We start from the raw sequence: 21,394 nt of genomic DNA, 5'->3' as shown, positions 1-21,394 counted from the left end.
GCTGAGGAGCCCGCCGGCACGGCGGGCCCGGGGAGGGGGAGTTCCGGTCAGCAGCGCCGCGCGAGGCGGCCACCGATTTCGACCGCGGTCGAAGCGCCGGGCGCGCCACGGAAGCGGCCGCACGGGGTGGCGCGGCCGGTCGCGGGGTCGCGGACGGTGAAGCTGCCGTCGTCGTGCAGGACGAGGCCGGGGTAGACCTCGCCGTCGACGACGAGCGCGGCACCCGCGCCGTCGGCGCGGACGGTGTAGTCGATGACACCGTTGCGGTAGGTGCCGAAGTCGCCGTCCGGGACCGGGACGGGTTGCGCGCCGGGCTTGCCGAAGCGCTGTTCGGGCAGGTCGAAGCCCAGCTCACGCAGGTCGCCGGCGACCTCGTGCCACATGTCCGTGCCGGCCGCGCCGTTCGCGGTGAAGGCGACCACGCACGCGCCCGCCTGGTCGATGCGCAGGTGGCAGGACGTGCCGTCGGCGGTGCCGTCGTGGCCCAGCCAGACGTCGTCGCCCGTGCCGAAGTGGGCGATGCCCAGGCCCCAGCCGTCGGCGAGCCCGAACGGGTCGGCCTCCGGGACGAGCCGGTGCATGTCGGCCGCGGTCACGACGTCGAGCAGCCCCGGCTTGCCCAGGTGGATCCGGCCGAGTTCGACCAGGTCACGCGCGCTCAGCGCCAGCGCCCCGGCGGGCTCCAGCATCGGCGGCAGCACCTGCTCGACCGGCCGCGCCCCGGCCGGACCGGCGGCCCGCCCGTGGCCGGAGACGCCGCGCGCGCTCCCGGCGTAGACCGGCTCGATCTTCGACGGCCGCAGCACGATCGCCTCGACGGCCTCCCGCCAGGTCATCCCGGTCACGGCTTCGATCACGGCTCCGACCAGCGCGTATCCGAGGTTCGAGTAGGAGAAGGCGCTGCCCGGCGGGCAGACGGGGACCGCCTCGCGCACCTCTCTCAGGCAGCCCGCGGTGGGGTCGGCGGGGTCGGACGGGAGCCCGCTGGTGTGGCTGAGCAGCCGGCGCGGGGTGAGCGCGCCGGACAGGCCGGCCACGCCGAGGACGTCGGCGACGGGCTGATCCAGCTCGAGGTCGTCGTCCGCCACGAGGGCCATCACCACCGTGGCCGTGGCCACCTTGGTGACCGAGCCGGTCGGCACCGCGGAGTCTTCGGTCATCGGCGTGCCCCGGTCCTGGTCCTCGACACCGGTCTGGACCACCACCCGCTCGCCGTCCCGCAGCACCGCGAGCTGCGCCCCCGGCACCCGGTGCCGTCGAGCGGCGCGCCCCAGCACCGCGTGCAGCTGTTGCGCCGTCACCCGTCGTCTGTCCGAGGCGTTTCGACCGTCTCGCACGGATTGCATGACCCGACCCTCCGATATCACAAGAAAAGCTCGCCCACAATGAATGACCAAGACCACAGCCGTCCCGCGCAATCCCCGCCAGCGCATCTCGCGGAACCGCTGGAATTAATACGCTGCCTGTTTGCCGGTGATCGTCAGTACCGCCAATCGTGGGATCCCAACCTGCGATCGGGCCGGTTCGGAGCTACCCAACGTAGCAACCACAACGACAGCATTCCACGAGTTGAGCAGCCATTTACCCGACGGTTTCCGGCACTTGCGGACACGTCGAACAACGGCGGGCAGCGGCCAATCGCCGTACCACCCCGCCGGCTGGTTCAGTCAGCCGTTCCGGGGCCGCTGAAGCCTGTTACCCGGCCCCACAAGGGGTCAAACAACGGATCTCGCGGCACTTTTGCGGCCCGGGATCGGGGCGGTCGCGCAGGCCCGTCAACTGCGGAAACGCGATTCTCGATCTTCCCGGCGTCAATTACCGGTGAGTCAACCAGCACGGCCGGACGCACGTGCACCGTATCGTGCACCCCGCTACCGTCTTTATTTCACATAATTCGCGGTGTTCCCACGGCCTGGGAAACAGGACAGGGAGCAGATCACCCGATTGGACCGTAACGAAATTGGGCGAGGAATTCGGAGGGTCACCGGCCGTTTTCGCGCCTCCCGCCGTTCACCAAACGCACTCGGAGCGACCCTCTCGGCCCCGCCGGAAACGGCTGACCTGCACGGCAGGTGCCGGCCGGGCCGCGGGTACGATACCGCTAGGACTCCTACCCGAAGGGGAACCGCATGACGGGTCTCGACGGCACCGCCGACCTCGACCGCAGGCTGGCCGACGCCCTCGAACGGCTGGGCAACGGCCTGCGTTCGCTGGCCCAGCGGACCGCGCGCGGGCACGGGCTGTCGCCGCTGCAGCAGCAGGCGGTCCTCGCGCTGGCCCGGCAGCCGCAAGGCCGGCGCGAGGTGGCGGCGCTGGCCAAGGAGTCCGACGTCACCACCCCGACCATGGTCGACGCGATCGCCGCGCTGGAGCGCAAAGGGCTGGTCAGCCGCGCCCCCACCAGCGACGGCCGCCGCCGGGTGCTGTCACTGACCGAGGCGGGCGACGCGATCGCCCGCGAACTGTCCACTTGGGACGATCCGCTGACGACGGCGCTGGCCGGCGTCCCGGTGGCGGAGCGCGCCGCCACCCTGCAGACGGTGCTCGACGTCATCGGCGGCCTGCAGCGCTCCGGCGTGCTGGGCGCGATGCGGACGTGCACGACGTGCCGGTTCTTCGGCCGGGACGAGCACCCCGACCCCGCGGTACCCCACCACTGCCACCTGCTGCGGACCCCGCTCCCCCGGACCGCCCTGCGCACCGACTGCCCGGAGCACGAGCCGGCCGCGGGCTAGGGACGCACCGGAAGTTCCCACGGGGCCGCTGTGGTGCCGCCGGGTTCGATCCCGTACCGGCGCAGCTGCTCCGCCTCGTCCGTGCGGCCGGCCCGGTCCAGGAGGTCGGTAAGCAGTTTCATCCAGTGCGGCTCGGCCGGCCGGACCATCCCCTGGCCCCCGCCCTCTTCGAGTTTCACGCGCAAGCGCGCCTCGGCCTCCGCGGGGCGGCCGAGGCGCTCCGACAAGGCTGCCAGGTGCTTGGCCGCCAGCCGGTGACCCTTGCTCGTCTGGATCAGCAACGGCTCCTCGGCCTCTTCGAGCCGGCCCAGGTCAGCCAGTGCGTCCGCCAGCAACGGCACCGCGAGCAGGCTGAGTTCGGCACTGCGCCGGAACCAGCCGGCCGCCTCGTCGATCTCTTTTCTTTCCCGGAGCATTTCCCCGAGGTACCACATCGCCGCGGGATCACCGGCCTCCGCATGGGCGCGGAGGAGCGTCTCGGCTTCGTGGTCGAGGCCGCGGCGACGCAGCCGGACCGACAGCATGGACACCGCGAGCGGCTGGGTCTCGGCGAGCCGCCGCAGCAGGGCGAGGGCTTCGTCGTCGCGGCCCTCGTCCTCGCGCAGCCGGAAGAGCTGCCACACGGCGTCGTGCGGATCCGGCTCGACCTCAGGTTCGCCGCCGCTGTCCAGCAGCAGGTCGAGAGGCAGCGGGGTGCGGTCCAGATCGCCGGTGCGCTGCGTCCACGCGTGCGCCTCCGCCGTGGCACCGCGCAACTCCAGGAGGAAGGCGAGCAGGCGCATCGCGGGCACGTCCCCGGCCTCGGCCGCGGGCACGGCGTACCGCGCGGCCAGCCGGTACAGCCCCCGCTGCAGGGCCGCGGTGGCCAGCCGCGAGCGGTCGTCGGCCGCGGTGACGTGCTCGGCCAGCGCGTTCCACAGACCGGCCGGCGGCCGCTCACCCTCCCGGGCGTCGCGGGCGTGGTGGTCCAGGAAGTCGTGCAGGACGTAGCCGTCCGGCGGTCCCAGCCCCGGGGCGCTCCGTGTGGGGGTCAGGGCGGCGATGCCGTGGTGCTGCCGGGTCGCGCCCGCCAGCGCGTCGGCGAACCAGTCGCCGGTGACGACGCGATCCCGCTCGTCGAGGTAGTCCGCCGCGGCCGCGCGCAGGACGTCCGCGCTGATCGCGCTCTCGTGCCCCAGCCGCCGCACGTCCATCGCCACGGTGACGACCGCGTGCGTCCGCGGGCCGTGCAGGCCGTCGACGTAGTGGCGGAGCAGCTGCGGTCCGCCGGAAAGCACCTGGGTGACCGCCGCCCCGGCGGTGCGCACGGCCAGCGCCAGCCGCGGGTCGAGACCGGCGCACCGGGTCAGTTCCGCTTGCGCGCCGGCGAAGCTCTCGGCGATCCGCACCATCCGCACCTGCGGCAGATCGAGCAACGCCCGCACCGCCGGTGAGTCCACAGTGGACAAAGCAGCCCAGTGCGCGGTCCAGACGTCGCCGACCACCAGCACCGGCCCCGGCCCGCCCAGGACGTCAGCGAGCCCTTCCGCGACCGCGGGCCCGTGCGGCAGGTCGAAGAACCGCCGCTGCAGATCGGGCAGCCACACCACCCGCCGCGGCGGAAGACCGCGAGCCAGTAGTTCCACCAGCTGCCGCGGCCCGCTCGGCCGCACGACGGGCCACTCCCCCAGCTGCGCCACGGCCCGCACGGCTTCGTAGGCGGCACGCGTCTTCCCGGCCGCCGAACCCCCGACGAGCACGACCATCGAACTCGACCCGGCCGCATCCCGCAGCAGCCCGCGAATCTCGCCATCGTGCGGCCGGACGACGTAACACGGCGGTTCGGCGGAGGCCGCGGGATCCAGCGTGATGGCTTCGTGCACGCCGAGCTCCCGCGCGGACCACCCGGAGATAGGCCGCTCGACCAAGGGCGACGCCGGCGGGAACGGGTGGACGTGGACGTCACCGTGGATGTCCCGCGCCTGCACGACGGGCCCGTACGCGGTGCCGACCTCGTTCGAGACCCCCTCGGTCATCGCCTCAACGTACCTGCACCAGCGGCCTCAGGCCTTCCAGGCCGCGGCCGGTAGCACCGATGAATCGAAGGCGTAGGGCAGGAGATCCAGGATGTGCACGTCGAGCACCCGGTCCAAGGCGAGGTTCGAGCACAGGACCCTGATGTTCACCGCGGCTCCACCGGTCGTGTCGTAGATGCGTTGCCGGCACCCCCCGCACGGCGTGATGGGGATGTCAGATCCGGAATCCGTGGGATCGCCGCCCGCCACCGCGATCGTCACCAGATCGCGGCTGCCTGCCGAGAACGCCGCCAGCAGTGCGGCGGGCTCCGCGCAAACGCTCAGCGGCAACGCCGAAGACTCGAGGAACGTACCGGCGAAGGTCCGTCCGTGCCGGTCACGGACCGCCGCACCGACCAAGAACCCGGAAACAGGGTTGAAGGCATTCCTGCCGACGTCACGAGCTTTGCGCAACAGCAGGAAATCATCCGATTCCAGCTCACCGGGGTCTCGATATGACACGGCAGTCACCTACCCGTTCCCTAGAACGGCGCGACAATCGTCCCGCCAGGCCGAAAACCTCTGCTCCCATACATAGTCCCTGGCGAACTTCTCGTCCACCGGAAGTCGATTTTCGTCGATCGCCAGGCCATCGAGCTCGACACCGCTTCCCTCGTCGACTCGTCCGATCACCGTGAAGCGACCGCCGGCCGACGCCACCGCGTCGACCACCTCTTCCACCCCATCGGCATCGACGACGTACATGTTCTCCCAGTCGTAACCCGGCGAGAGAGCGAACGCTTCGAGGGGAAGTTCCAGGGCCTCGGCGACCGGCTGCAACCGACGATCCGGCAGCGTTGCCAACGCAGCCCTGTCCAGCGCCAGCTTCACCGCCGAAACACGGGCCAAGATGCGAATACCGCCTCCTACCCCGTCGGACAGATCGAGCCCGGCACGCACTCTGCCCGTGTCTATCGCGGCCCGGGACTCGGATTCGGGCAGTTCGATGACTTCGTCGGCCGACCGGCACAACTCCCGGGTGGCGGCCGGGACCGACAGGCCGAGCTCGCGGATCACCGCGTTGGCCCACCTCAGCCCCCAGTCCTTGGCCTTGGCGGAAGTCACCCCCACGACCATGCCCGGTCGAGCGCCGGTGCGCCGGACCAGGCGACCGGAGGCCGCCCTGCCCCACGCGAACCCGACCATGTGAAAGGCCGGCCCCTCCTTCGTGTCACCGCCGACCAGCCGAACGTCGTAGCGCGCCAGCTCGGCCGTCAGATCGGCCATCAGCGTCTCGACGGCCGCCAGCGTCGTGCTGCGAGGCAAGGTGAGCGCGACCATGAAGCTGCAGGGACGGCCACCCATGCAGAAGATGTCCGACAACGTCTGCGCCACGCACAGTCTCGCGCGGTTGTACGTCTCGACGTTCAACGGAAGACGATCCACGTTCAGCAGCAGGGATTCGCGGCCGTCCAGCTCGTAGACCGCGCAGTCGTCCCCGACGACCCGGCCGCCGGGAACGTTGACCAGGTTCTCGATCATCTCGTGCACGTGGTACTCACCGACATCGGTCAGCAGTTCGCGCCTGCCACCGGACTCCGCCAGCCGCCTCGTCACCGTCGATCCCCCTCTTGCGGTCTCGCGCCGTGCGCCAGAACTTTCCGCAGCACGACGTCCGCGAACTCTTCCGGCGAATGGGTGCGGCTCCGGATGTAGCCGATCGAGGGACTGAGGCCGGGCACCTCCACCTCGTCGACGTAGTAAGGGAGCAGGAAGTTGCCCCGTGCCTCCTGCAACCGGGAAAGGATCGCGCGCCACTCCAGGCTGCCACTCCACTTCGACTTCACGAAGTCGGCCGACAGGATGGCGACGGCGTAGCGGCACCGACGGATGTACGTGTCGTGCAGGTACATGTTGAGGTCGGCGCCGAGGAGTTCGTGTTCGTAGTCTTCGTCGTAGAAGACGGTCAAGCCGGCGGCTCTCAGTTTTTCCCTGATCCTGGCGGCTATGCCCCGTTGCATCGAGGAAAAGGAGATGCCGACGTCGAAGCCGTCCGTCACCCGGAGCACCGCGGATTCCTCGCGACGCGATCGCCAGCCGTCGGCCGTGATCCGCGAGCTCTCCAGATCTCGGCCGAGGCGATCGACCGCCAAGGATGCCTCGGCCGTGCGCCACGTGCAGACGTTGGTGTCCGAGATGTCGTTGCACCAGCCACCGCGGTCGCTGTCGAACCCGTCCAGCAACTCCCCCGCCAGCTGAACGTTGACCGGATCGAGTACCGGCCACAACTGGCGCGTCGCCAGCAGCATCAGCGAACGATCGATCGTGGTGTACCACAACGGCTGATCTTCCCGGCCCAGCCAGACCGACTCCATGGCCAGGACCCCGCCGCGCCAGATCAAGCCGTGCAGGCGCTCCAGCTTCTCCGGCGCCGAAGGTGCACCGACGATCTTCAGCACCGCCTCGCGAAGGACCTGGACGAGTGGTTCTTCGGCCGGTGAGCGCCTGAGGTACGAGACGAGGTTCCGACGCGCGGCCACGGCCTTCCGCGCCAGCGGCCCCCCGTCGTCGACCAGGCTCCGGATCGCCAGTGCGGCCGGCAGGCAGAACAACGGGTGCGGCCGGCCCGGACGGTCGGGCCGCAAGCCCCAGCCACCCGAAGAATCCTGCCGGTCGAAGAACGACGACGCCAGGTTCTCGACGGCGCCCGGACTCGCCAGCCGGGGCCGGCGCACCAGTGCCGCCAAGCACCACGCGTCCGACCAGTTGGTTTCGATGGTGACGCGGTACCGCGACGGCACCTCGATCGATCCCGCCTCACTGAGCAGGCAACACAGCTCGGCGAAGTACGGCTCGAGCGTCTCGTCGGGAATCGGACGCATCATCGCCGCGGCGTAGAGCATCGTGCCAGCCGTCGCCGCCGATGGCTCCTTCCGCCCGATGTGCTGCGCTTCGAAGAGCACGTCGAGCTTTGCCCGCTCCAGGAGCTCGAGCATCACCTCGGCGGGGTGGACACCCAGCAGTTCCTGGGAGATCATGACCGGGTCGGCTGACCGGCGTCTTCGACCGCCAGAACTCGCTCGAGCCCCAGCTCCGAGATCACCTCGACCTTCGCGCGGGCATAGCGTTCCGCCCATTCCGGTGACGATTCGACGCTGTGCAGGATCTGGTCCCCGTAGGCCGGACAGGACTCGGCCAGACCGAGCTCGGCGGCGAGCACGGACAACTCGTGGTCGGCCGCACCACCACACAGCTCGACTTCCACGAACGTGCCCAACCCGGCGACGTCGTCCAACGTCAACAGGGCGTCACGGACGCGGACACTCCTTCGCGTCCGGTCGATCACCAACCCCAGCCGCAATCCCATCAGGCTCAGCACTTCGGCCGCGCCACGCACCGTCTCGACACCGACCTCGGCTTCGAGGTACGCGTTTTCGGCGGCGGTCGCCCCCTTGTACTGCAGCGCGCTGACCCCGTCGACCCATCGAAGCCGCGCGACCCACCCCTGCGTCTTCATGCTCACCGGGCCGTCCAAGCCGAGCGTGACGTCGATGACCCGGACCGGCGGACTCCAGTCGAATTCGCATTTCAGCCGGCGGTACCGGTCCTCGGTCAGCCGGAACCGCCACTCGCGCTCAACGTACATGGCTCTCCCGCTCGGCCACGCCTGCCAGGTGCCGTCGGCGGACCCGGACGCCGGCCCGGTCGCCACACGCTTCGGCGAATGACGACAGCGCCCGATCGATGCCCCGCCCGCACGCTTCCACGGAACCGAAATCGAGCGTCTCTCCGAACCGGCCGTTCCCGAAGCACGGCCGCAATTGCAGCCGTGTCGTCAGCCTGATGCTGCGGTAGTGCGACGCCACCTCGTGACAAGCGCTGGGACACCAGGGTTTGACCACCCGGACCCGCCGGCCGTGTTCGCCGTTCCACGTACTGTCGTAGGGGGTATCCGCCGATCGCGTGTAACCGAATCCGGTGAGCGCTTCACCGTACGACAGATGGGCGCGGTTCTGCTTTTCAATCGCGGACACCTGGCAAGGAAGCAGGAATTTGACCGGAACCCGGTACTCGTTCGCGAACGAGAGCATGCTTTCAATGTGCTTCACATCCGGGACCAGGCGGGCATAACTGTTTATCGCAACCTCCGCCCCGACACCACGGAGAGCGTCGAGTGTCACCCGTACGCGCTCCAAAACACCACCGGTCAATCGTGCGTAGGCAGCCTGATCCGCCGACGGAACGTTGACGCAGATCCGGCCGCCCGCGGCGGCGACCGATTCGAGCGCCCGGCGATCGACACCGTTCGAGATGACCGCTGTGTCATAGCCCGCCTCGACACACAGCCGGACCAGATCGGGCAGGCCGGGGAAGAGCGTCGGCTCGCCACCGGAGAATTTGATCTGCCGCAACCCTCGGCCCCCGGCCGCGTCGAGCAACGTCCGCAGGTCACGCACCTTTAGCGGCGAAAGACCGGTGAGACCCTCCTGCCCTTCGTTGTGGCAGAACACGCAGGCCAAGTTGCACCGCTCGGTCAGAAGTATCCGCAGGGACAAGAATCGCGCGCCTTGCACGACCTTGCTCGACATCGCACCCTCCCTGGATACCTCTCGCTTCCAGCCTGCAGTCTAGGGCGATCCCGCCACACCGCAACACGTCGCGCGCAGGCCAACACCGTTGATTTGTGGACAAAAGCAGGACATTTTCCGAACCGATCACGAAAGTTGATCCGAACGGGTCATCCGCCGCCGCGTCGCCACCGAACAAAGAAGGCCAAATCGTCGAAACGAATGTTCATTCGACGCCGTCCGCCAGTTTCACCCGCCAGTGTTCCAGCTTGGCACGGGTCCTGGCGATCTCGGGATGGCTCGGCGTCAGGATCCGGAGGCGGTCGCGGAGCAGGTCGTCGAACGCCGCCGCGGCACCGCTCACGTCACCGGACTTTCCCCGCCAGTGCGCCAGACTCGCTCGCGCGGTGAGCGTGGCGGGGTGGTCCGGGCCGAGCACCCGCAGCTGGTCGGTGATCAGCCGGTCGAGTGCTGTGACGGCGGCCGCGGGATCGCCTGCCTCGCCCAGCCAGTCGGCCAGATAGGTGCGCACCGTCAACGTCGAAGGGTGGTCCGGACCGAGTACCCGCAACTGATCGGCCGACAAGTCCTCGAGCGCGGTCACCGCAGCTGCCGGATCACCCGCCCGGCCCCGCCACCGAGCCAGGCTGCCGCGGGTGGTGAGCGTGTGGAGGTGGTCGGGGCCGAGTATCCGGAGCCGGTCCGAGAGCAGCTCTTCGAGCGCGGACACGGCTTTCCGGGGATCGCCGCCTTCGCCCAGCCATCGAGCGATGCTTCCCCTCGTCAGCAACGGGGAGGGGTGGTCGGGGCCCAGAACTCGCACCTGGTCGGGCAGCAACTGCTCCAAAGCGCTCACCGCACCGGCGGGATCGCCCGCCTCTCCCCGCCAGTAGGCCAGGTTGTGCCGGGCGGCCAGAGTATCGGGGTGGTCGGGGCCGACCACCCGCAGTTGTTCGGACAACAGCTGCGCGAAGACGGAAGCCGCACCGGCGGGATCCCCCGCCTCACCTTGCCACCGCGCCAGGTTCCCTTGGGTGCTCAGGGTGTGCGGGTGCTCCTCACCCAAGATCCGGCGCCGATCCGTCAACAACTGCTCGAGCGCCGCGACGGCACCCGCCGGGTTGCCGGACTCACCACGCCACCGCGCCAGGTTGTTCCGGGTGGTCAAGGTGTCGGGGTGATCGGGGCCCAGTATCCGCAATCGATCCGCCAGCAGTCCGTCGAACGCGGTCGCCGCACCCGCGGGGTCACCCGCGCGCCCCTGCCAATAGGCGAGGTCGTTCCGGATGGTCAGCGTATCGGGGTGATCGGCACCGAGGACTCCCTGCGCGCGGTCGTGCAGATCCGCGCAGCGCGAAACCGCCGCTTCGACGAGCCCGGCCTGTCCGAGGCTGCGTGCGGCCCGCAGGAGTACGCCGTGCAGCCGAGGCCGCCACAGGCCACCGTCCGCGATGTCGCGCACGATGTCGGTGTTGGCCCGCAACATCTGCGCGTACTCGGGGCTGCGCTCGATCTCCGGCCACACCTCGACGAGAGCGTCGGCGCACACGAGGGCGAGCACTTCCCGGTGGGCGCGGCTGAGCTCGTGCTCCCTGGTCGCCCGCTGGACCAGCTGGTGGATGCGGACCGCGCGGTGGGGCTGTGTGGCGTCGAGGAGGATCAGGTTCAGCCGGTGCAGCACGTGCAAGGCATCACGGACGTCGTCGGCGACGACCGGCGAGCCGGTCCGCCGGCCGAGGTAGCCCACGAGGCTCTTACTGGTGAAGACATCCACGGCGATGCCGTTGGGATCCAGGAGAGCGGCCGCCTCGAGGAGCGGCCGCGCGAGACCTTTGGGCCGGAGCCGGTCGGCCAGATCGATGGACAGCGACCAGGTGGCGGCCACGGTGTGGCTGTGGTCGTCGGGGAGCTCGTCCGGTGTGGGGAACACGTCGTGCAAGGTCTTCCGCCTATCAGCGAGTCGCCGGCGGTACTCGTCACAGCTGAGCCCTCGATCGGTCATGTACGCAGCTGCCTGCGCCAAGGCCAGCGGGAGGTGCCCGAGATCGTCCGCGAGTTCGGCGGCGGTGTCGATCAAGTCAGGTGCGTAGTTGAGCGCGCTTTCCAGGTAGGCGAGGGAGTCTTCGGCGGTGAAGACACCGACGTCGATCAGGGTGTGGTCGGTGCGGGTCAGCGCCGCGTCGCGGCGGCGGGTGGTGATGACGACCTGTCCGGTCGCCGTGGCGGGCGGCCAGAGCCCCTTCAGGTCACCGGGGTGCTGGAGGTCGTCGAGCACGATCAGCCATTTCTTGCCGGTACCGGGCAGCCAGTCCAGCAACCGCATGGCGGCGTCGAGCAATGCGGCGTCGGGGAGCTGCAGAACTCGTTTCGAGGCGTTCGCGTAACCGGTGATGATCGCTTCGCGAGAGGACGCCGTGATCCAGATGAGGAGGTCGATCTCCTTGGCCTGCCACTGCTGTTCGGCGTGTTGCGCAGCGATCTGGGTCTTGCCGACGCCACCCAGCCCCGACAGGACCTGCGCAGCGGCTCCCCTGGTCCCTGGAACGCCCTCGCGATGTTCTGGCAGCGACGCCGCGAGCGGGACGAGAACCGCGCGGTCCCGGAAGCAGTTGGCTCGCCGGGGAACCGCACCGACCCGGATGGCTCCGACGCCGACGCCCTGCGCGGGATCGCCGATGTAGACGTTCTGCACGTTCCCGTCGCCGACGACGTTGCCGAGACCGCGGTCGATCGGTACGTCGTAGGTCCGACGGGGTTGCGGGAAATCTCGTTCCGCGGCCGAGTCGCCAGTCGTCACGCGCCCTCTGTTTCGGCTTGACCAGTTCTTCCCGTTCACCCGATCATGACCGGGCATGACGCGTTGTAGTCGCCGAGGTGCTACCCATCGTTACACCGTCTGCCCGACCTGAGCCGGGTCATGGCGTAACCTCGGCACGACTTCGGCGGCCGGTCGAGCACTCCGCCGACATGGCGCCGCCGGGCGGAGGGAGTGGCACGCGTGGCTGTCGAAGCGGTGGAACTGGTCGTGACGGCGTTGACCGCGGGCGCCGCCGCGGGGATGAAGGACACCGCGACCGCGGCGGTGAAGGACGCGTACGCCGGTCTGCAGAACGGCATCCGGCGGCTGCTGGCCCGCGACGACTCACCGGGCGAAGCTTCGCTGCTGGAGGCGTACGCGGCAAATCCGGACGAGCACCGCGACGAGCTGGTGGCGGCGCTGACCTCAGCCGACACGGCGAGCGATCCGGAGGTTCTGTCGGCCGCGCGCGCTTTGCTGGCCGAACTCGGTGCTCGGGACGAGCGGCCGGCCAAGTTCACGGTGCGGGTGACGGACTCTCAGGGCGTTCAGGTCGGCGACGGCAACACCATGCACGTCAAGTTCTGACCGAGCGACGCGGGCTCACCGAGCTTCGTGCCCTTCCGGTAGCCCCCGAAGATCAAGCCGAGGAGCACGATGACGAGGGCGATCGCCAGAACCCACAGCCACAACTTGCGCACGACCACAACGTACCCCCGGAACCGGTTCGTCAAGCGCTCGCTTGGGTAATCCTCCGGCATGGGTGCATGGGGCAAGCGGCTCGTCGGAATCGCCGTCGCTATCGTGGTTCTCGCCGTCGCGGCGCTCGTCGGATCGGCGGTTCACCTGTTACCCCAATTGCGCAATCCGTTCGCGACGCAGACCGAAGAGCACTCCGGTCCGGTGCTGCTGCAGTCGATCGTCGAGCTCTCGCGCTACGAAGCCGCCAGCGGGTCGTTCCAGGTGGTCGTCGACATCACGACCAGCTCGGTGCTGCCCAGTTTCCTCGTGGGCAGCGACACGATGTTCATCGGCGTCGGCACGGACAACGCCTACGTGGACTTCTCCGGGCTGAAGGGCGACGCGGTCCAGGTCTCCGACGACCGCCTGTCCGCCACGGTCACCCTGGCGCACGCCCAGCTGGAGCCGGCGACGCTGGACGTGCACGAGTCGCACGTCTACGCGCAGCAGCAGGGCCTGTTCACCCGCGTCAACGAGTTCCTCAGCGGCAACCCGAACTCGCAGCAGGCGCTCTACGAGCTCGCCCAGAAGCAGATCCAGGCCGCGGCCGCGAAGAGCACGCTGATCGCCGACGCGGAGCGGAACACGAAAGCGATGCTGACGGGACTGCTGCAGTCGCTCGGCTTCAAGAACATCACGGTGAACTACGCCGACGACCCCCGCGGGGGCTGAGGTACCGGGGGCGAACGGACCCGCGCGGGACGACACTGGGGAGCCGCGGCGAACCGGCCGTCACCCCGAAGGAGTTCCGCTCATGGACATGAAGCTCGAAGTCGTGGTCCTGCCCGTCACCGAGGTCGACCGGACCAAGCAGTTCTACCAGAGCCTCGGCTGGCGCGAAGACGCCGACATCGACTTCGGCGCTTCCCGGATCGTCCAGCTGACTCCGCCTGGATCGAGCACGTCGGTGCACTTCGGCACCGGCATCACCGATGCCACCCCCGGCGGCGTGCGCAACACCTACCTGGTGGTCACCGACGTCGAAGCCGCCCGCGCCGAGCTCGCCGGGCACGGGTCGCGGTCAGCGAGGTCTTCCACCGCGACGCCACCGGCGCCTCGCCCCGGGCATCCACCCCGACCGCGGCACGTACTCGTCGTTCGCGTCGTTCAGCGACCCCGACGGCAACACGTGGCTGCTGCAGGAGATCACCGACCGCTTCCCGGGCCGGGTCGACGGCGTGACGTACGGCTCCGCCGAGGACCTCGAGCGCGCCCTGCGCGAAGCCGCCGCGGCGCACGGCGAGCACGAGAAGGAGACCGGGGAGCACGACGAGCAATGGCCGGCCTGGTACGCGCGGTACATGGCGGACCACCAGGGCGCCTGAGCCGCGGCGCGCCGTGTCTCGAGCGGTTCCGGGTTCGGCCGCGCGGCAGCCCGGCCGAGACCCGCCCGTCGAGCCCACGGCGCACTCCGCGGGCCATCCCCCTCAACGGTGCAGGTGCTGGGGCCAGTCCTCCGGCAGCCGCTCGGCCGGGCCCGGGGCCGACTGGGTCAAGGGGTGGTGTTCCGGGGCCGCCAGCGTGGGGCCGGACTCGTACATCGTCTCTTCCTCGTAGTCCCAGAACCACTCCTCGCCCGGCTCGAAGCTGCGGACGATCCGGTGGCCCGAGGCCGCCGCGTGAGCGCTCGCGTGCTGGCCCGGTGAGGAGTCGCAGCAGCCGATGCGGCCGCATTCCGCGCACCGGCGGAGGTGGAACCACCAGCCCTGCGGGTCCGCGGCGTCGCAGTCCGCGCAGCCCGGGCCACTGGGCGGCACCGCGGGGTCTACTCCTTGCATGCGAACTCCTCTGCTGAGCATTGCCTGGCAGACCCGACTCTAATCCGAACGCCGGGGGCTGCCGAATCGGCCGACCGGTCGCCGCGGAAAGTTCGGGATCGATTCAGAGATTTCTGCTAGCCTCGCCCCTGTCTCGCGGCTCACTGTGACGCCGCCCCCGTTTAGGCGAACTCACCGAGGAGCGCAATGACTGCCATCGTCCGGGTCAAGGGCCGCGAAGTTCTGGACAGCCGCGGCAACCCGACCGTCGAGGTCGACGTCGAGCTGGCGGACGGGTCGCTCGGGCGGGCCGCGGTACCCTCGGGCGCCTCCACCGGGACCCGGGAAGCGGTCGAGCTGCGTGACGGGGACAAGGCGCGCTTTCACGGCAAGGGCGTGCGCAAGGCCGTCGACGCCGTCAACACCGAGATCGCCGAAGCGGTCGTGGGCTTGGACGCCGAAGCGCAGGCCGAGGTCGACCGGGCGCTGATCGCGCTGGACGGCACCGCGAACAAGGCACGCCTCGGCGCGAACGCCACGCTGGGTGTTTCGCTCGCCGTGGTCAAGGCGGCCGCGGCCGCCAGTTCCCTGCCGCTCTACCGGTACGCCGGCGGCGTGTTCGCCCACCTGCTGCCGATGCCGATGATGAACATCATCAACGGCGGCGCGCACGCGGACAACCCGATCGACTTCCAGGAGTTCATGATCGGCCCGATCGGCGCGCCGACGTTCGCCGAGGCCGTGCGGATGGGCTCCGAGGTGTTCCACACGCTGCGCAAGTCGCTGCACGACGCCGGGCACAGCACCAACGTCGGCGACGAAGGCGGGTTCGCGCCCAACCTCAGCTCCGCCGACGAGGCGCTCGAGTTCGTGCTGCGCGCGATCGAGCAGTCCGGCTACACCCCCGGCGAGGACATCGCCCTGCTGCTCGACCCGGCCGCGTCGGAGTTCTACACCGGCGAGGTCTACGACTACACCGGCGAGGGCCGCAAGCGCAGCGTCGAGGAGCACGTCGCCTACCTCGCCGACCTGACCGCCCGCTACCCCATCGTCTCGATCGAAGACGGCCTCGCCCAGGACGACTACGACGGCTGGAAGCAGCTCACCGACACCATCGGCGACCGCGTGCAGCTCGTCGGCGACGACGTCTTCTGCACCAACGTGAACCTGCTGAACGACGGCATCGAGCGCGGCATCGGGAACTCGATCCTGGTCAAGGTCAACCAGATCGGCACCCTCACCGAGACGCTGACCACGGTGGAGACCGCGCACAAGGCGGGCTACTCCGTGGTCATGTCCCACCGTTCCGGCGAAACCGAGGACACCACGATCGCCGACCTCGCCGTCGCCACCAACTGCGGCCAGATCAAGACCGGCTCGCTGTCGCGCGCCGACCGCACCGCCAAGTACAACCAGCTCATCCGCATCGAGGAGGAGCTCGGTTCGGAGGCGCGCTACGCCGGCGCGAGCACGATCAGCGGCCGCCGCTGAGCGGGTAGTGGATCATCTCCACGCCGCCGGTGGCGTAGTGGGGGACATCGGCGGCCACGGCCTTGCCCGCTTCGGAACCCAGCGCGGTGGCCATCGTCTCCGCTGACTCGAAGTCGGCGTGGAACACGGCGAAGTACTTCCGCTCCCCCGCCAGGGAGGCCACGTCGAAGGAGTACTCCGAGTGCAGGAGGCCAGGCAGCTTCGCGGCCAGCGGCAGGTGGGTGCCGGTGTAGTACTCCCGGAAGTGGGCTTCGTCGGCGGGCGGCGGGTCGAGCACGGTGAGCCGGTGCATCGGTTCCCTTTCGGAGGTGGTCCCCTCCACCCTGGCACAACCCGGCCCGCGGTGCGCCGCGGACCGGGTGTCCGGTGTGGACGGTCGAGCGCCCGCCGCCCGGCCGGCGGGCCCCGCCGCCGTTACCCTGGCAGGGCGAAGTGCCGGCGAACGGGGGGAGCACGCGTGCGGGTGGCCGAACTGGTGCAGTCACCGCTGGTGCCACCCGGGCGGCCGGTCCGGCGGGTGTCCCAGCTGCTCTCCGGGCTGGTGCTCTACGGCTTCAGCGACGCGATGGTGGTCGCCGCCGGGCTCGGGGTCGAGCCGTGGGACGCGCTCGCGCAGGGGCTGACCCGCACGGCCGGGCTCAGCATCGGCGTCTGGACCAACCTGATCGGCGCCGCCGTGCTGCTGCTCTGGATCCCGCTGAAGCAGAAGCCGGGGCTGGGCACGCTGTGCAACGTCCTGCTCGTCGGCACCTCGATGGACCTCGCGCTGGCGGTGCTGCCGCCGTTCGGCCAGCTGTGGCTGCGCTGGGTCGTGCTGATCGCCGGCATCGTGCTCAACGGGTTCGCCACCGGCTGCTACATCGGCGCGCAGGCGGGCCCGGGCCCGCGGGACGGGCTGATGACCGGGCTCGCCCGGCGCGGGCACCCGATCTGGGCGGTGCGCTGGGGCATCGAGATCGCGGTGCTGGTGATCGGGTTCGCGCTCGGCGCCACCGTGGGCATCGGGACCCTGCTGTACGCCTGCGCGATCGGGCCGCTCGCTCAGCTGTTCATGCCGATGCTGGACATGGGACGGGGCAAGGGAACGCCCTGAGCACGCTGCCCGGCGGCGAGCCGGGCCGCCACGCCGAACCCGTGGAAGATCGCGGTGGAGACCGGGTCCGTCTCGGCGTACCACTCCGGGTGCCACTGCACCGCGAGGCAGAACCCGTCGCCCGCCGAGGCGGCCTCGACCACGCCGTCCGCGGCCACCGCCTCCACCCGCAGGTCCGGCGCGACCCGGTCGATCGCCTGGTGGTGCAGCGAGTTGACCGGCACGCGCGCATAGCCGAGCAGCTGCCGCAGCACGCCGCCTTCGGTGAGGTCGACGTCGTGCGCGGGCAGGTACTGCCGGTCGCGGGGCTGGGAAAGGTCCTCGCGGTGCTCGTCGCCGGGCAGGTCGCGCAACGTGCCGCCCAGTGCCACGTTCAGCTCCTGCAGCCCGCGGCAGATCCCCAGCACCGGCACCCCCGCCCGCAGCGCGGCCGGCAGCACCCGCAGCGCGAGTTCGTCGCGGGCCGGATCGACGGGCCCGTCCTGGGGCGGACCGCCGTAGCGGGCGGCCTGGACGTCGGTCTCGTGCCCGCCGAAGACGACGCCGTCGAACCGGCCGAGCAGCTCCGCCAGGTCCGGGGCCGGACCACCGACGACGGCCACCGAGCAGCCGGAAACCCGTTCCAGCGCCCGGACGTAGACCTCGCGCACCGCGAGGTGCGGCACCACGCCGATCGGTTCGGCCGACGCGGCGAGCGCGACCAGCGGCCGGGCGCTCACCGGGCCCCCGCCAGCGCGCGGGTGAGGTCTTCGAGCAGGTCGTCCGGGTGCTCCAGGCCCAGCGAAAGCCGGATCGAGCCGGGGGTGACGCCCGCCGCCAGCTGGTCGGCTTCGGGCAGCTGGGCGTGGGTGGTGGACGCCGGGTGCGTGGCCATCGACCGGACGTCGCCGATGTTGGTCACGTGCGCGAAGAGGCGGAGCGCTTCGATGAACCGGCGGCCGGCCGCCTGCCCGCCGGTGAGCTCGAACTGCACCAGCGGGCCGCCGTTGCCGCCGAGGTAGCGCCGCAGCAGTTCCTCCTGCTCGCCGCCGGCCAGGGTCGGGTGGCTGACCGAGGCCACCGCCGGGTGCGCGTCGAGGAACTTCGCCACCGCGGCCGCGTTCTCACCGTGCGCGCGCATCCGCAGCGGAAGCGTTTCGATGCCCTGGATCAGCAGGAAGGCGTTGAACGGGCTCAGGCACGCCCCGAGGTCGCGCAGCAGCGTTTCCCGCGCTTTGAGCAGGTACGGGCTGCGGCCCAGCGCGCTGTCGAGCCCGGCGCCGGTCTCGGTCCACACCGCGCCGCCGTGCGCCGGGTCGGGCTCGGTCAGCAGCGGGTGCCGCGCGGCGTGGCGGGTCCAGTCGAAGGTGCCGCCGTCCACGATGAGCCCGCCCAGGGCACTGCCGTGGCCGCCGATGTACTTCGTCGCCGAATAGACGAGGATGTTCGCGCCGAAGTCCAGCGGGTTGCAGACCATCGGCAGCAGCGTGTTGTCCAGCACCAGCGGCACTTCCGCCTGTTCGGCGAGCCCGGCGACGTCTTCGATCGGGAAGATGCGCAGCTTCGGGTTGGGCAGCGTCTCGCCGAAGTAGGCGCGGGTGCGCTCGTCGGTGGCGGCGGCGAAGTTCTTCGGGTCTTCCGGGCTGACGAACCGGGTCTCGACGCCGAACCGCCTGAAGGTGTTGGCCAGCAGGTTCCACGTTCCGCCGTAGAGCTCGTCGGAGCTGACGATGTTGTCCCCGGCCTGGCAGAGGTTCAGCAGGGCCACCGTGGTCGCGGCCTGCCCGGTGGAGACGGCCAGCGCGGCCGGGGCGCCGTCGACCGCGGCGATCCGCGCTTCCAGCACGTCGCAGGTGGGGTTGTTGAGGCGGGTGTAGGCGTGCCCGTCCTCGCTCAGCTCGAAGATGCCCGCGGCCGCACCGGTGTCGGGCAGCTCGTAGGCCGCGGTCTGGAAGATGGGCGTGATCACCGGCGCGGTCGGGCCGGCGCGCAGCTCGGCGCCCGCGTGCATCACGGCGGACTCGGCCCGCCGGAACTGCTTAGGCGTGCTGGCGGGGCGTTCAGTGACCGGCATGGGACAGCTCCCTCGGTTCGGACATGGACGTGACGATCGCGCTGACGGCGCTGGGCTGGCCCTGCGGACCGCGGGTGAACAGCCCGCCCAGCACGGCGTCGACCGCGGCGTAGTCCGGATCGGCCAGCCGCACCCGCCTCGCCTTGCCGAGGTTCCAGAACGGCGTGCGCGGATCGAGGTGGTGTTCCAGGTGGTAGTTGTCGTTGTGGATGCCGGTGAGGAACTTCTCCCAGCCGCGGCTCTTGCGGTTGCGCGTCATGTGCAGGTCCACCCGCGCGTCGCGGACGAGCGGCGTGTGCTCGGAGAGTTCGATGTACCAGCCCAGGATCTGGAAGCTCGTCAGGTACGGCACGAACCAGAACAGCAGCAGTTCGAGCGTCCACCCCTGCGACCAGCACACGCCGGCGACGGCGGCCCAGAACAGCCAGAACCCGGCGCGGTCGAACGCCCGCTTGGGACCGCGGACCGCTTGCGGCGCCTCCGGGCCGCGGCCCTCGCGCAGCACGCGGTACCGGTTGCGGACGAGGTAGCGCAGGTAGGCCCAGGTCTGCGTGCCGAACAGCGGCATCAGCACCACCCGGCGCACGTAGGTCCGCGGCGAGGCGGCCCGGTAGGCGCCCTGCTCGATGAAGAACCGCAGGTCCGGGTCGCGGTCCGGGTCGCCGAGCCGCGGGTGGTGGGTGAACACGTGCGAAACCTTGTAGGCGTAGTGCTGCTGGAAGATCGGGTACGCGGTGAGCACGGTGCCGAGCAGCATCCGCACCCGGTGGTCGGCGGCCCCGACGCCGTGGGCGCAATCGTGCAGGATCGTGGACAGCCCCCGCTGCCGGGCGCCGATGACCAGCACCGCGAGCGGGTAGCACCACCACGAAACCGCGACGCACAGCCACACGCAGGCCGCGATCCACACGACGTCCTCGAGCCAGGCGAGCCCGGCGTGCCAGTTGTCGCTGCGGTTGAGGGGTTTCATCCGGGCCCGCACTTCCGCGGGGAAGCGGTGCATCCGGTACCGCTTCCCGTCGTAGGCCCACTCGGTGTCCGGCACGGGTCCTCCCTGGGTCAGACGAGGGCCGTCAGCGGCACGCCGATGAACGTCGGGTCGAAGCGGCTGACGCCGTCGAGCAGCTCGTCGATCTTCTGCATCACGGCGTCGTCGAGCACGACGTCCACGGCCTTGAGGTTGTCCGTGAGCTGCTCGGGGCGCGAGGCGCCGGTGATGGCGGTGGCGACGTTGGGGTTCTGCAGCACCCACGCGAGGGCCAGCTGCGCCATGGTCAGGCCGAGCTGCTCGGCGACCGGGCGCAGTTCCTGCACGCGGCGCAGCACGTCGTCCTGCAGCCAGCGGACCATGTAGCTGCTTCCTTCGCCGTCCGTGGCGCGGGAACCGGCCGGCGGCTGCTTGCCCGGCAGGTACTTCCCGGTCAGCACGCCCTGCGCCATCGGGGACCAGACGAGCTGGCCCATGCCCTCCCGCTCGCAGGCCGGGATGACCTGGCTCTCGATGACCCGCCACAGCATCGAATACTGGTTCTGGCTGCCGATCAGCGGGATCCGCAGCTCGCGGGCCAGCGCGGCGGCGCGGGTGATCTGCTCGGCGGTCCACTCCGAGACGCCGACGTAGAGGATCTTGCCCTGGCGCACCAGATCGGCGAAGGCCAGCATGGTCTCCTCCAGTTCGACCGTGGGGTCGAACTGGTGGGCCTGGTAGAGGTCGAGGTAGTCGGTCCCGAGGCGGCGCAGGGAACCGTCCGCGGACTCCATGATGTGCTTGCGGCCCAGGCCCTGGTCGTTGGGGCCGCCGGGGCCGGTCGGCCAGTAGACCTTGGTGCAGATCTCCAGGCTCTCCCGGCGGAGGCCGGACAGCGCGCGGCCCAGCACCTCTTCGGCGCGGGTGTTGGCGTACATGTCGGCGGTGTCGAACGTGGTGATGCCGGCGTCCAGCGCGGCTTCCACGCATTTCCGGGCTTGTTCCTCCGCCACTTGCGAACCGTGGGTGATCCAATTGCCGTAGGAAATCCTGCTCACGGAGAGGCCGCTGCGGCCGAGTCGTCGATGTTCCATACCTCAAGACACTCCAAGCAAATTTCCGCGTAGTCAACGTTTAAAGCCGCGGATGAAGGGGCCGCGAATGGGGTTATCAAAAGTCCTGATGACCCCATCAACCG

At 70.2% G+C, this 21,394-nt stretch carries 21 protein-coding genes; 6 read left to right on the top strand and 15 right to left on the bottom strand.

The features are described 5' to 3' along the window. Positions 1-47 precede the first annotated feature (47 nt). Positions 48-1,301: a serine hydrolase domain-containing protein gene (locus AB0B33_RS27480; RefSeq protein ID WP_360776936.1), complete on the bottom strand. Its 1,254-nt coding sequence runs from the start codon at positions 1,299-1,301 to the stop codon at positions 48-50. Positions 1,302-2,129: 828 nt separating this feature from the next. Between AB0B33_RS27480 and AB0B33_RS27475 the strand changes: the two genes are divergently transcribed. Next, positions 2,130-2,735 carry a MarR family winged helix-turn-helix transcriptional regulator gene (locus tag AB0B33_RS27475; RefSeq protein ID WP_360776935.1) on the top strand — a complete coding sequence of 202 codons (606 nt, stop codon included), beginning with the start codon at positions 2,130-2,132 and terminating at the stop codon, positions 2,733-2,735. On the opposite strand, the gene AB0B33_RS27470 is transcribed toward AB0B33_RS27475, so the two are convergent. From AB0B33_RS27470 to AB0B33_RS27440, 7 genes are all read right to left on the bottom strand, one after another. After that, positions 2,732-4,750, bottom strand: coding sequence for a hypothetical protein (locus AB0B33_RS27470; protein ID WP_360776933.1), 2,019 nt, complete (start codon positions 4,748-4,750; stop codon positions 2,732-2,734). The two genes, AB0B33_RS27475 and AB0B33_RS27470, sit on opposite strands and share 4 nt — an antisense overlap. Positions 4,751-4,777: 27 nt before the next feature. Next, a complete protein-coding gene (locus AB0B33_RS27465) occupies positions 4,778-5,251 on the bottom strand; it encodes a cytidine deaminase (RefSeq protein WP_360776931.1) in 474 nt (157 codons plus the stop codon). A 9-nt stretch (positions 5,252-5,260) separates the two neighbouring features. Further along, entirely contained in the window at positions 5,261-6,346 is a 1,086-nt protein-coding gene (locus AB0B33_RS27460; RefSeq protein ID WP_360776929.1) for an AIR synthase related protein, read from the bottom strand. Then, positions 6,343-7,725 carry a toll/interleukin-1 receptor domain-containing protein gene (locus AB0B33_RS27455; protein ID WP_360776927.1) on the bottom strand — a complete coding sequence of 461 codons (1,383 nt, stop codon included), beginning with the start codon at positions 7,723-7,725 and terminating at the stop codon, positions 6,343-6,345. The genes AB0B33_RS27460 and AB0B33_RS27455 overlap by 4 nt, the downstream gene beginning before the upstream one ends. Before the next feature lie 38 nt (positions 7,726-7,763). Next, positions 7,764-8,375 carry a CYTH domain-containing protein gene (locus AB0B33_RS27450; protein WP_360776925.1) on the bottom strand — a complete coding sequence of 204 codons (612 nt, stop codon included), beginning with the start codon at positions 8,373-8,375 and terminating at the stop codon, positions 7,764-7,766. Next, positions 8,365-9,318, bottom strand: a complete 954-nt coding sequence (locus tag AB0B33_RS27445) for a radical SAM protein (RefSeq protein WP_360776923.1) — start codon at positions 9,316-9,318, stop codon at positions 8,365-8,367. Before AB0B33_RS27445 ends, AB0B33_RS27450 begins: the two co-directional genes overlap by 11 nt. Before the next feature lie 205 nt (positions 9,319-9,523). Next, on the bottom strand, positions 9,524-12,133 hold the full coding sequence (locus AB0B33_RS27440) for a tetratricopeptide repeat protein (RefSeq protein ID WP_360776921.1): 2,610 nt from the start codon (positions 12,131-12,133) through the stop codon (positions 9,524-9,526). A gap of 162 nt (positions 12,134-12,295) precedes the next feature. Here AB0B33_RS27440 and AB0B33_RS27435 point away from each other — a divergent pair, with 162 nt between their 5' ends. After that, the gene (locus tag AB0B33_RS27435) at positions 12,296-12,682 is read left to right on the top strand and encodes a hypothetical protein (RefSeq protein ID WP_360776919.1); all 387 of its coding nucleotides are present in this window, start codon (positions 12,296-12,298) and stop codon (positions 12,680-12,682) included. On the opposite strand, the gene AB0B33_RS27430 is transcribed toward AB0B33_RS27435, so the two are convergent. After that, complete coding sequence (locus tag AB0B33_RS27430) at positions 12,643-12,795, bottom strand: hypothetical protein (protein WP_360776917.1); 153 nt, start codon at positions 12,793-12,795, stop codon at positions 12,643-12,645. The genes AB0B33_RS27435 and AB0B33_RS27430 overlap by 40 nt on opposite strands. A gap of 157 nt (positions 12,796-12,952) precedes the next feature. Here AB0B33_RS27430 and AB0B33_RS27425 point away from each other — a divergent pair, with 157 nt between their 5' ends. Further along, positions 12,953-13,507 carry a DUF4230 domain-containing protein gene (locus AB0B33_RS27425; RefSeq protein ID WP_360776915.1) on the top strand — a complete coding sequence of 185 codons (555 nt, stop codon included), beginning with the start codon at positions 12,953-12,955 and terminating at the stop codon, positions 13,505-13,507. 260 nt (positions 13,508-13,767) lie between these two features. Continuing rightward, positions 13,768-14,160, top strand: a complete 393-nt coding sequence (locus AB0B33_RS27420) for a hypothetical protein (protein ID WP_360776913.1) — start codon at positions 13,768-13,770, stop codon at positions 14,158-14,160. A gap of 102 nt (positions 14,161-14,262) precedes the next feature. Here AB0B33_RS27420 and AB0B33_RS27415 read toward each other — a convergent pair whose 3' ends face one another. Continuing rightward, positions 14,263-14,613 carry a UBP-type zinc finger domain-containing protein gene (locus AB0B33_RS27415; RefSeq protein WP_247022785.1) on the bottom strand — a complete coding sequence of 117 codons (351 nt, stop codon included), beginning with the start codon at positions 14,611-14,613 and terminating at the stop codon, positions 14,263-14,265. Positions 14,614-14,799: 186 nt separating this feature from the next. Here AB0B33_RS27415 and eno point away from each other — a divergent pair, with 186 nt between their 5' ends. Continuing rightward, a complete protein-coding gene (gene eno / locus AB0B33_RS27410) occupies positions 14,800-16,083 on the top strand; it encodes a phosphopyruvate hydratase (protein ID WP_247022784.1) in 1,284 nt (427 codons plus the stop codon). Here eno and AB0B33_RS27405 read toward each other — a convergent pair. Further along, a complete protein-coding gene (locus tag AB0B33_RS27405; protein ID WP_360776910.1) occupies positions 16,067-16,375 on the bottom strand; it encodes an EthD family reductase in 309 nt (102 codons plus the stop codon). The two genes, eno and AB0B33_RS27405, sit on opposite strands and share 17 nt — an antisense overlap. 165 nt (positions 16,376-16,540) lie before the next feature. On the opposite strand from AB0B33_RS27405, the gene AB0B33_RS27400 reads away from it, so the two are divergent. Then, positions 16,541-17,176 carry a hypothetical protein gene (locus AB0B33_RS27400; protein ID WP_360776908.1) on the top strand — a complete coding sequence of 212 codons (636 nt, stop codon included), beginning with the start codon at positions 16,541-16,543 and terminating at the stop codon, positions 17,174-17,176. Here the strand turns inward: AB0B33_RS27400 and AB0B33_RS27395 are convergent. From AB0B33_RS27395 to AB0B33_RS27380, 4 genes are read right to left on the bottom strand one after another with little or no spacing between them, the layout of a single operon-like run. Continuing rightward, complete coding sequence (locus AB0B33_RS27395) at positions 17,125-17,895, bottom strand: gamma-glutamyl-gamma-aminobutyrate hydrolase family protein (protein ID WP_247022781.1); 771 nt, start codon at positions 17,893-17,895, stop codon at positions 17,125-17,127. The genes AB0B33_RS27400 and AB0B33_RS27395 overlap by 52 nt on opposite strands. Continuing rightward, positions 17,892-19,229, bottom strand: coding sequence for a PLP-dependent transferase (locus tag AB0B33_RS27390; protein WP_247022780.1), 1,338 nt, complete (start codon positions 19,227-19,229; stop codon positions 17,892-17,894). Before AB0B33_RS27390 ends, AB0B33_RS27395 begins: the two co-directional genes overlap by 4 nt. Then, positions 19,216-20,274: a fatty acid desaturase family protein gene (locus AB0B33_RS27385; protein WP_360776906.1), complete on the bottom strand. Its 1,059-nt coding sequence runs from the start codon at positions 20,272-20,274 to the stop codon at positions 19,216-19,218. The genes AB0B33_RS27390 and AB0B33_RS27385 overlap by 14 nt, the downstream gene beginning before the upstream one ends. 14 nt (positions 20,275-20,288) lie before the next feature. Next, positions 20,289-21,290 carry an aldo/keto reductase family protein gene (locus AB0B33_RS27380; RefSeq protein ID WP_247022778.1) on the bottom strand — a complete coding sequence of 334 codons (1,002 nt, stop codon included), beginning with the start codon at positions 21,288-21,290 and terminating at the stop codon, positions 20,289-20,291. Positions 21,291-21,394: the final 104 nt, after the last annotated feature.

Source organism: Amycolatopsis sp. NPDC049159 (assembly GCF_040648295.1).
GTDB classification, from domain to species: Bacteria; Actinomycetota; Actinomycetes; order Mycobacteriales; family Pseudonocardiaceae; genus Amycolatopsis; species Amycolatopsis pretoriensis_A.
The sequence above is the reverse complement of the archived record's forward strand: the minus strand, read 5'-3'. Positions and strand labels throughout refer to the sequence as shown.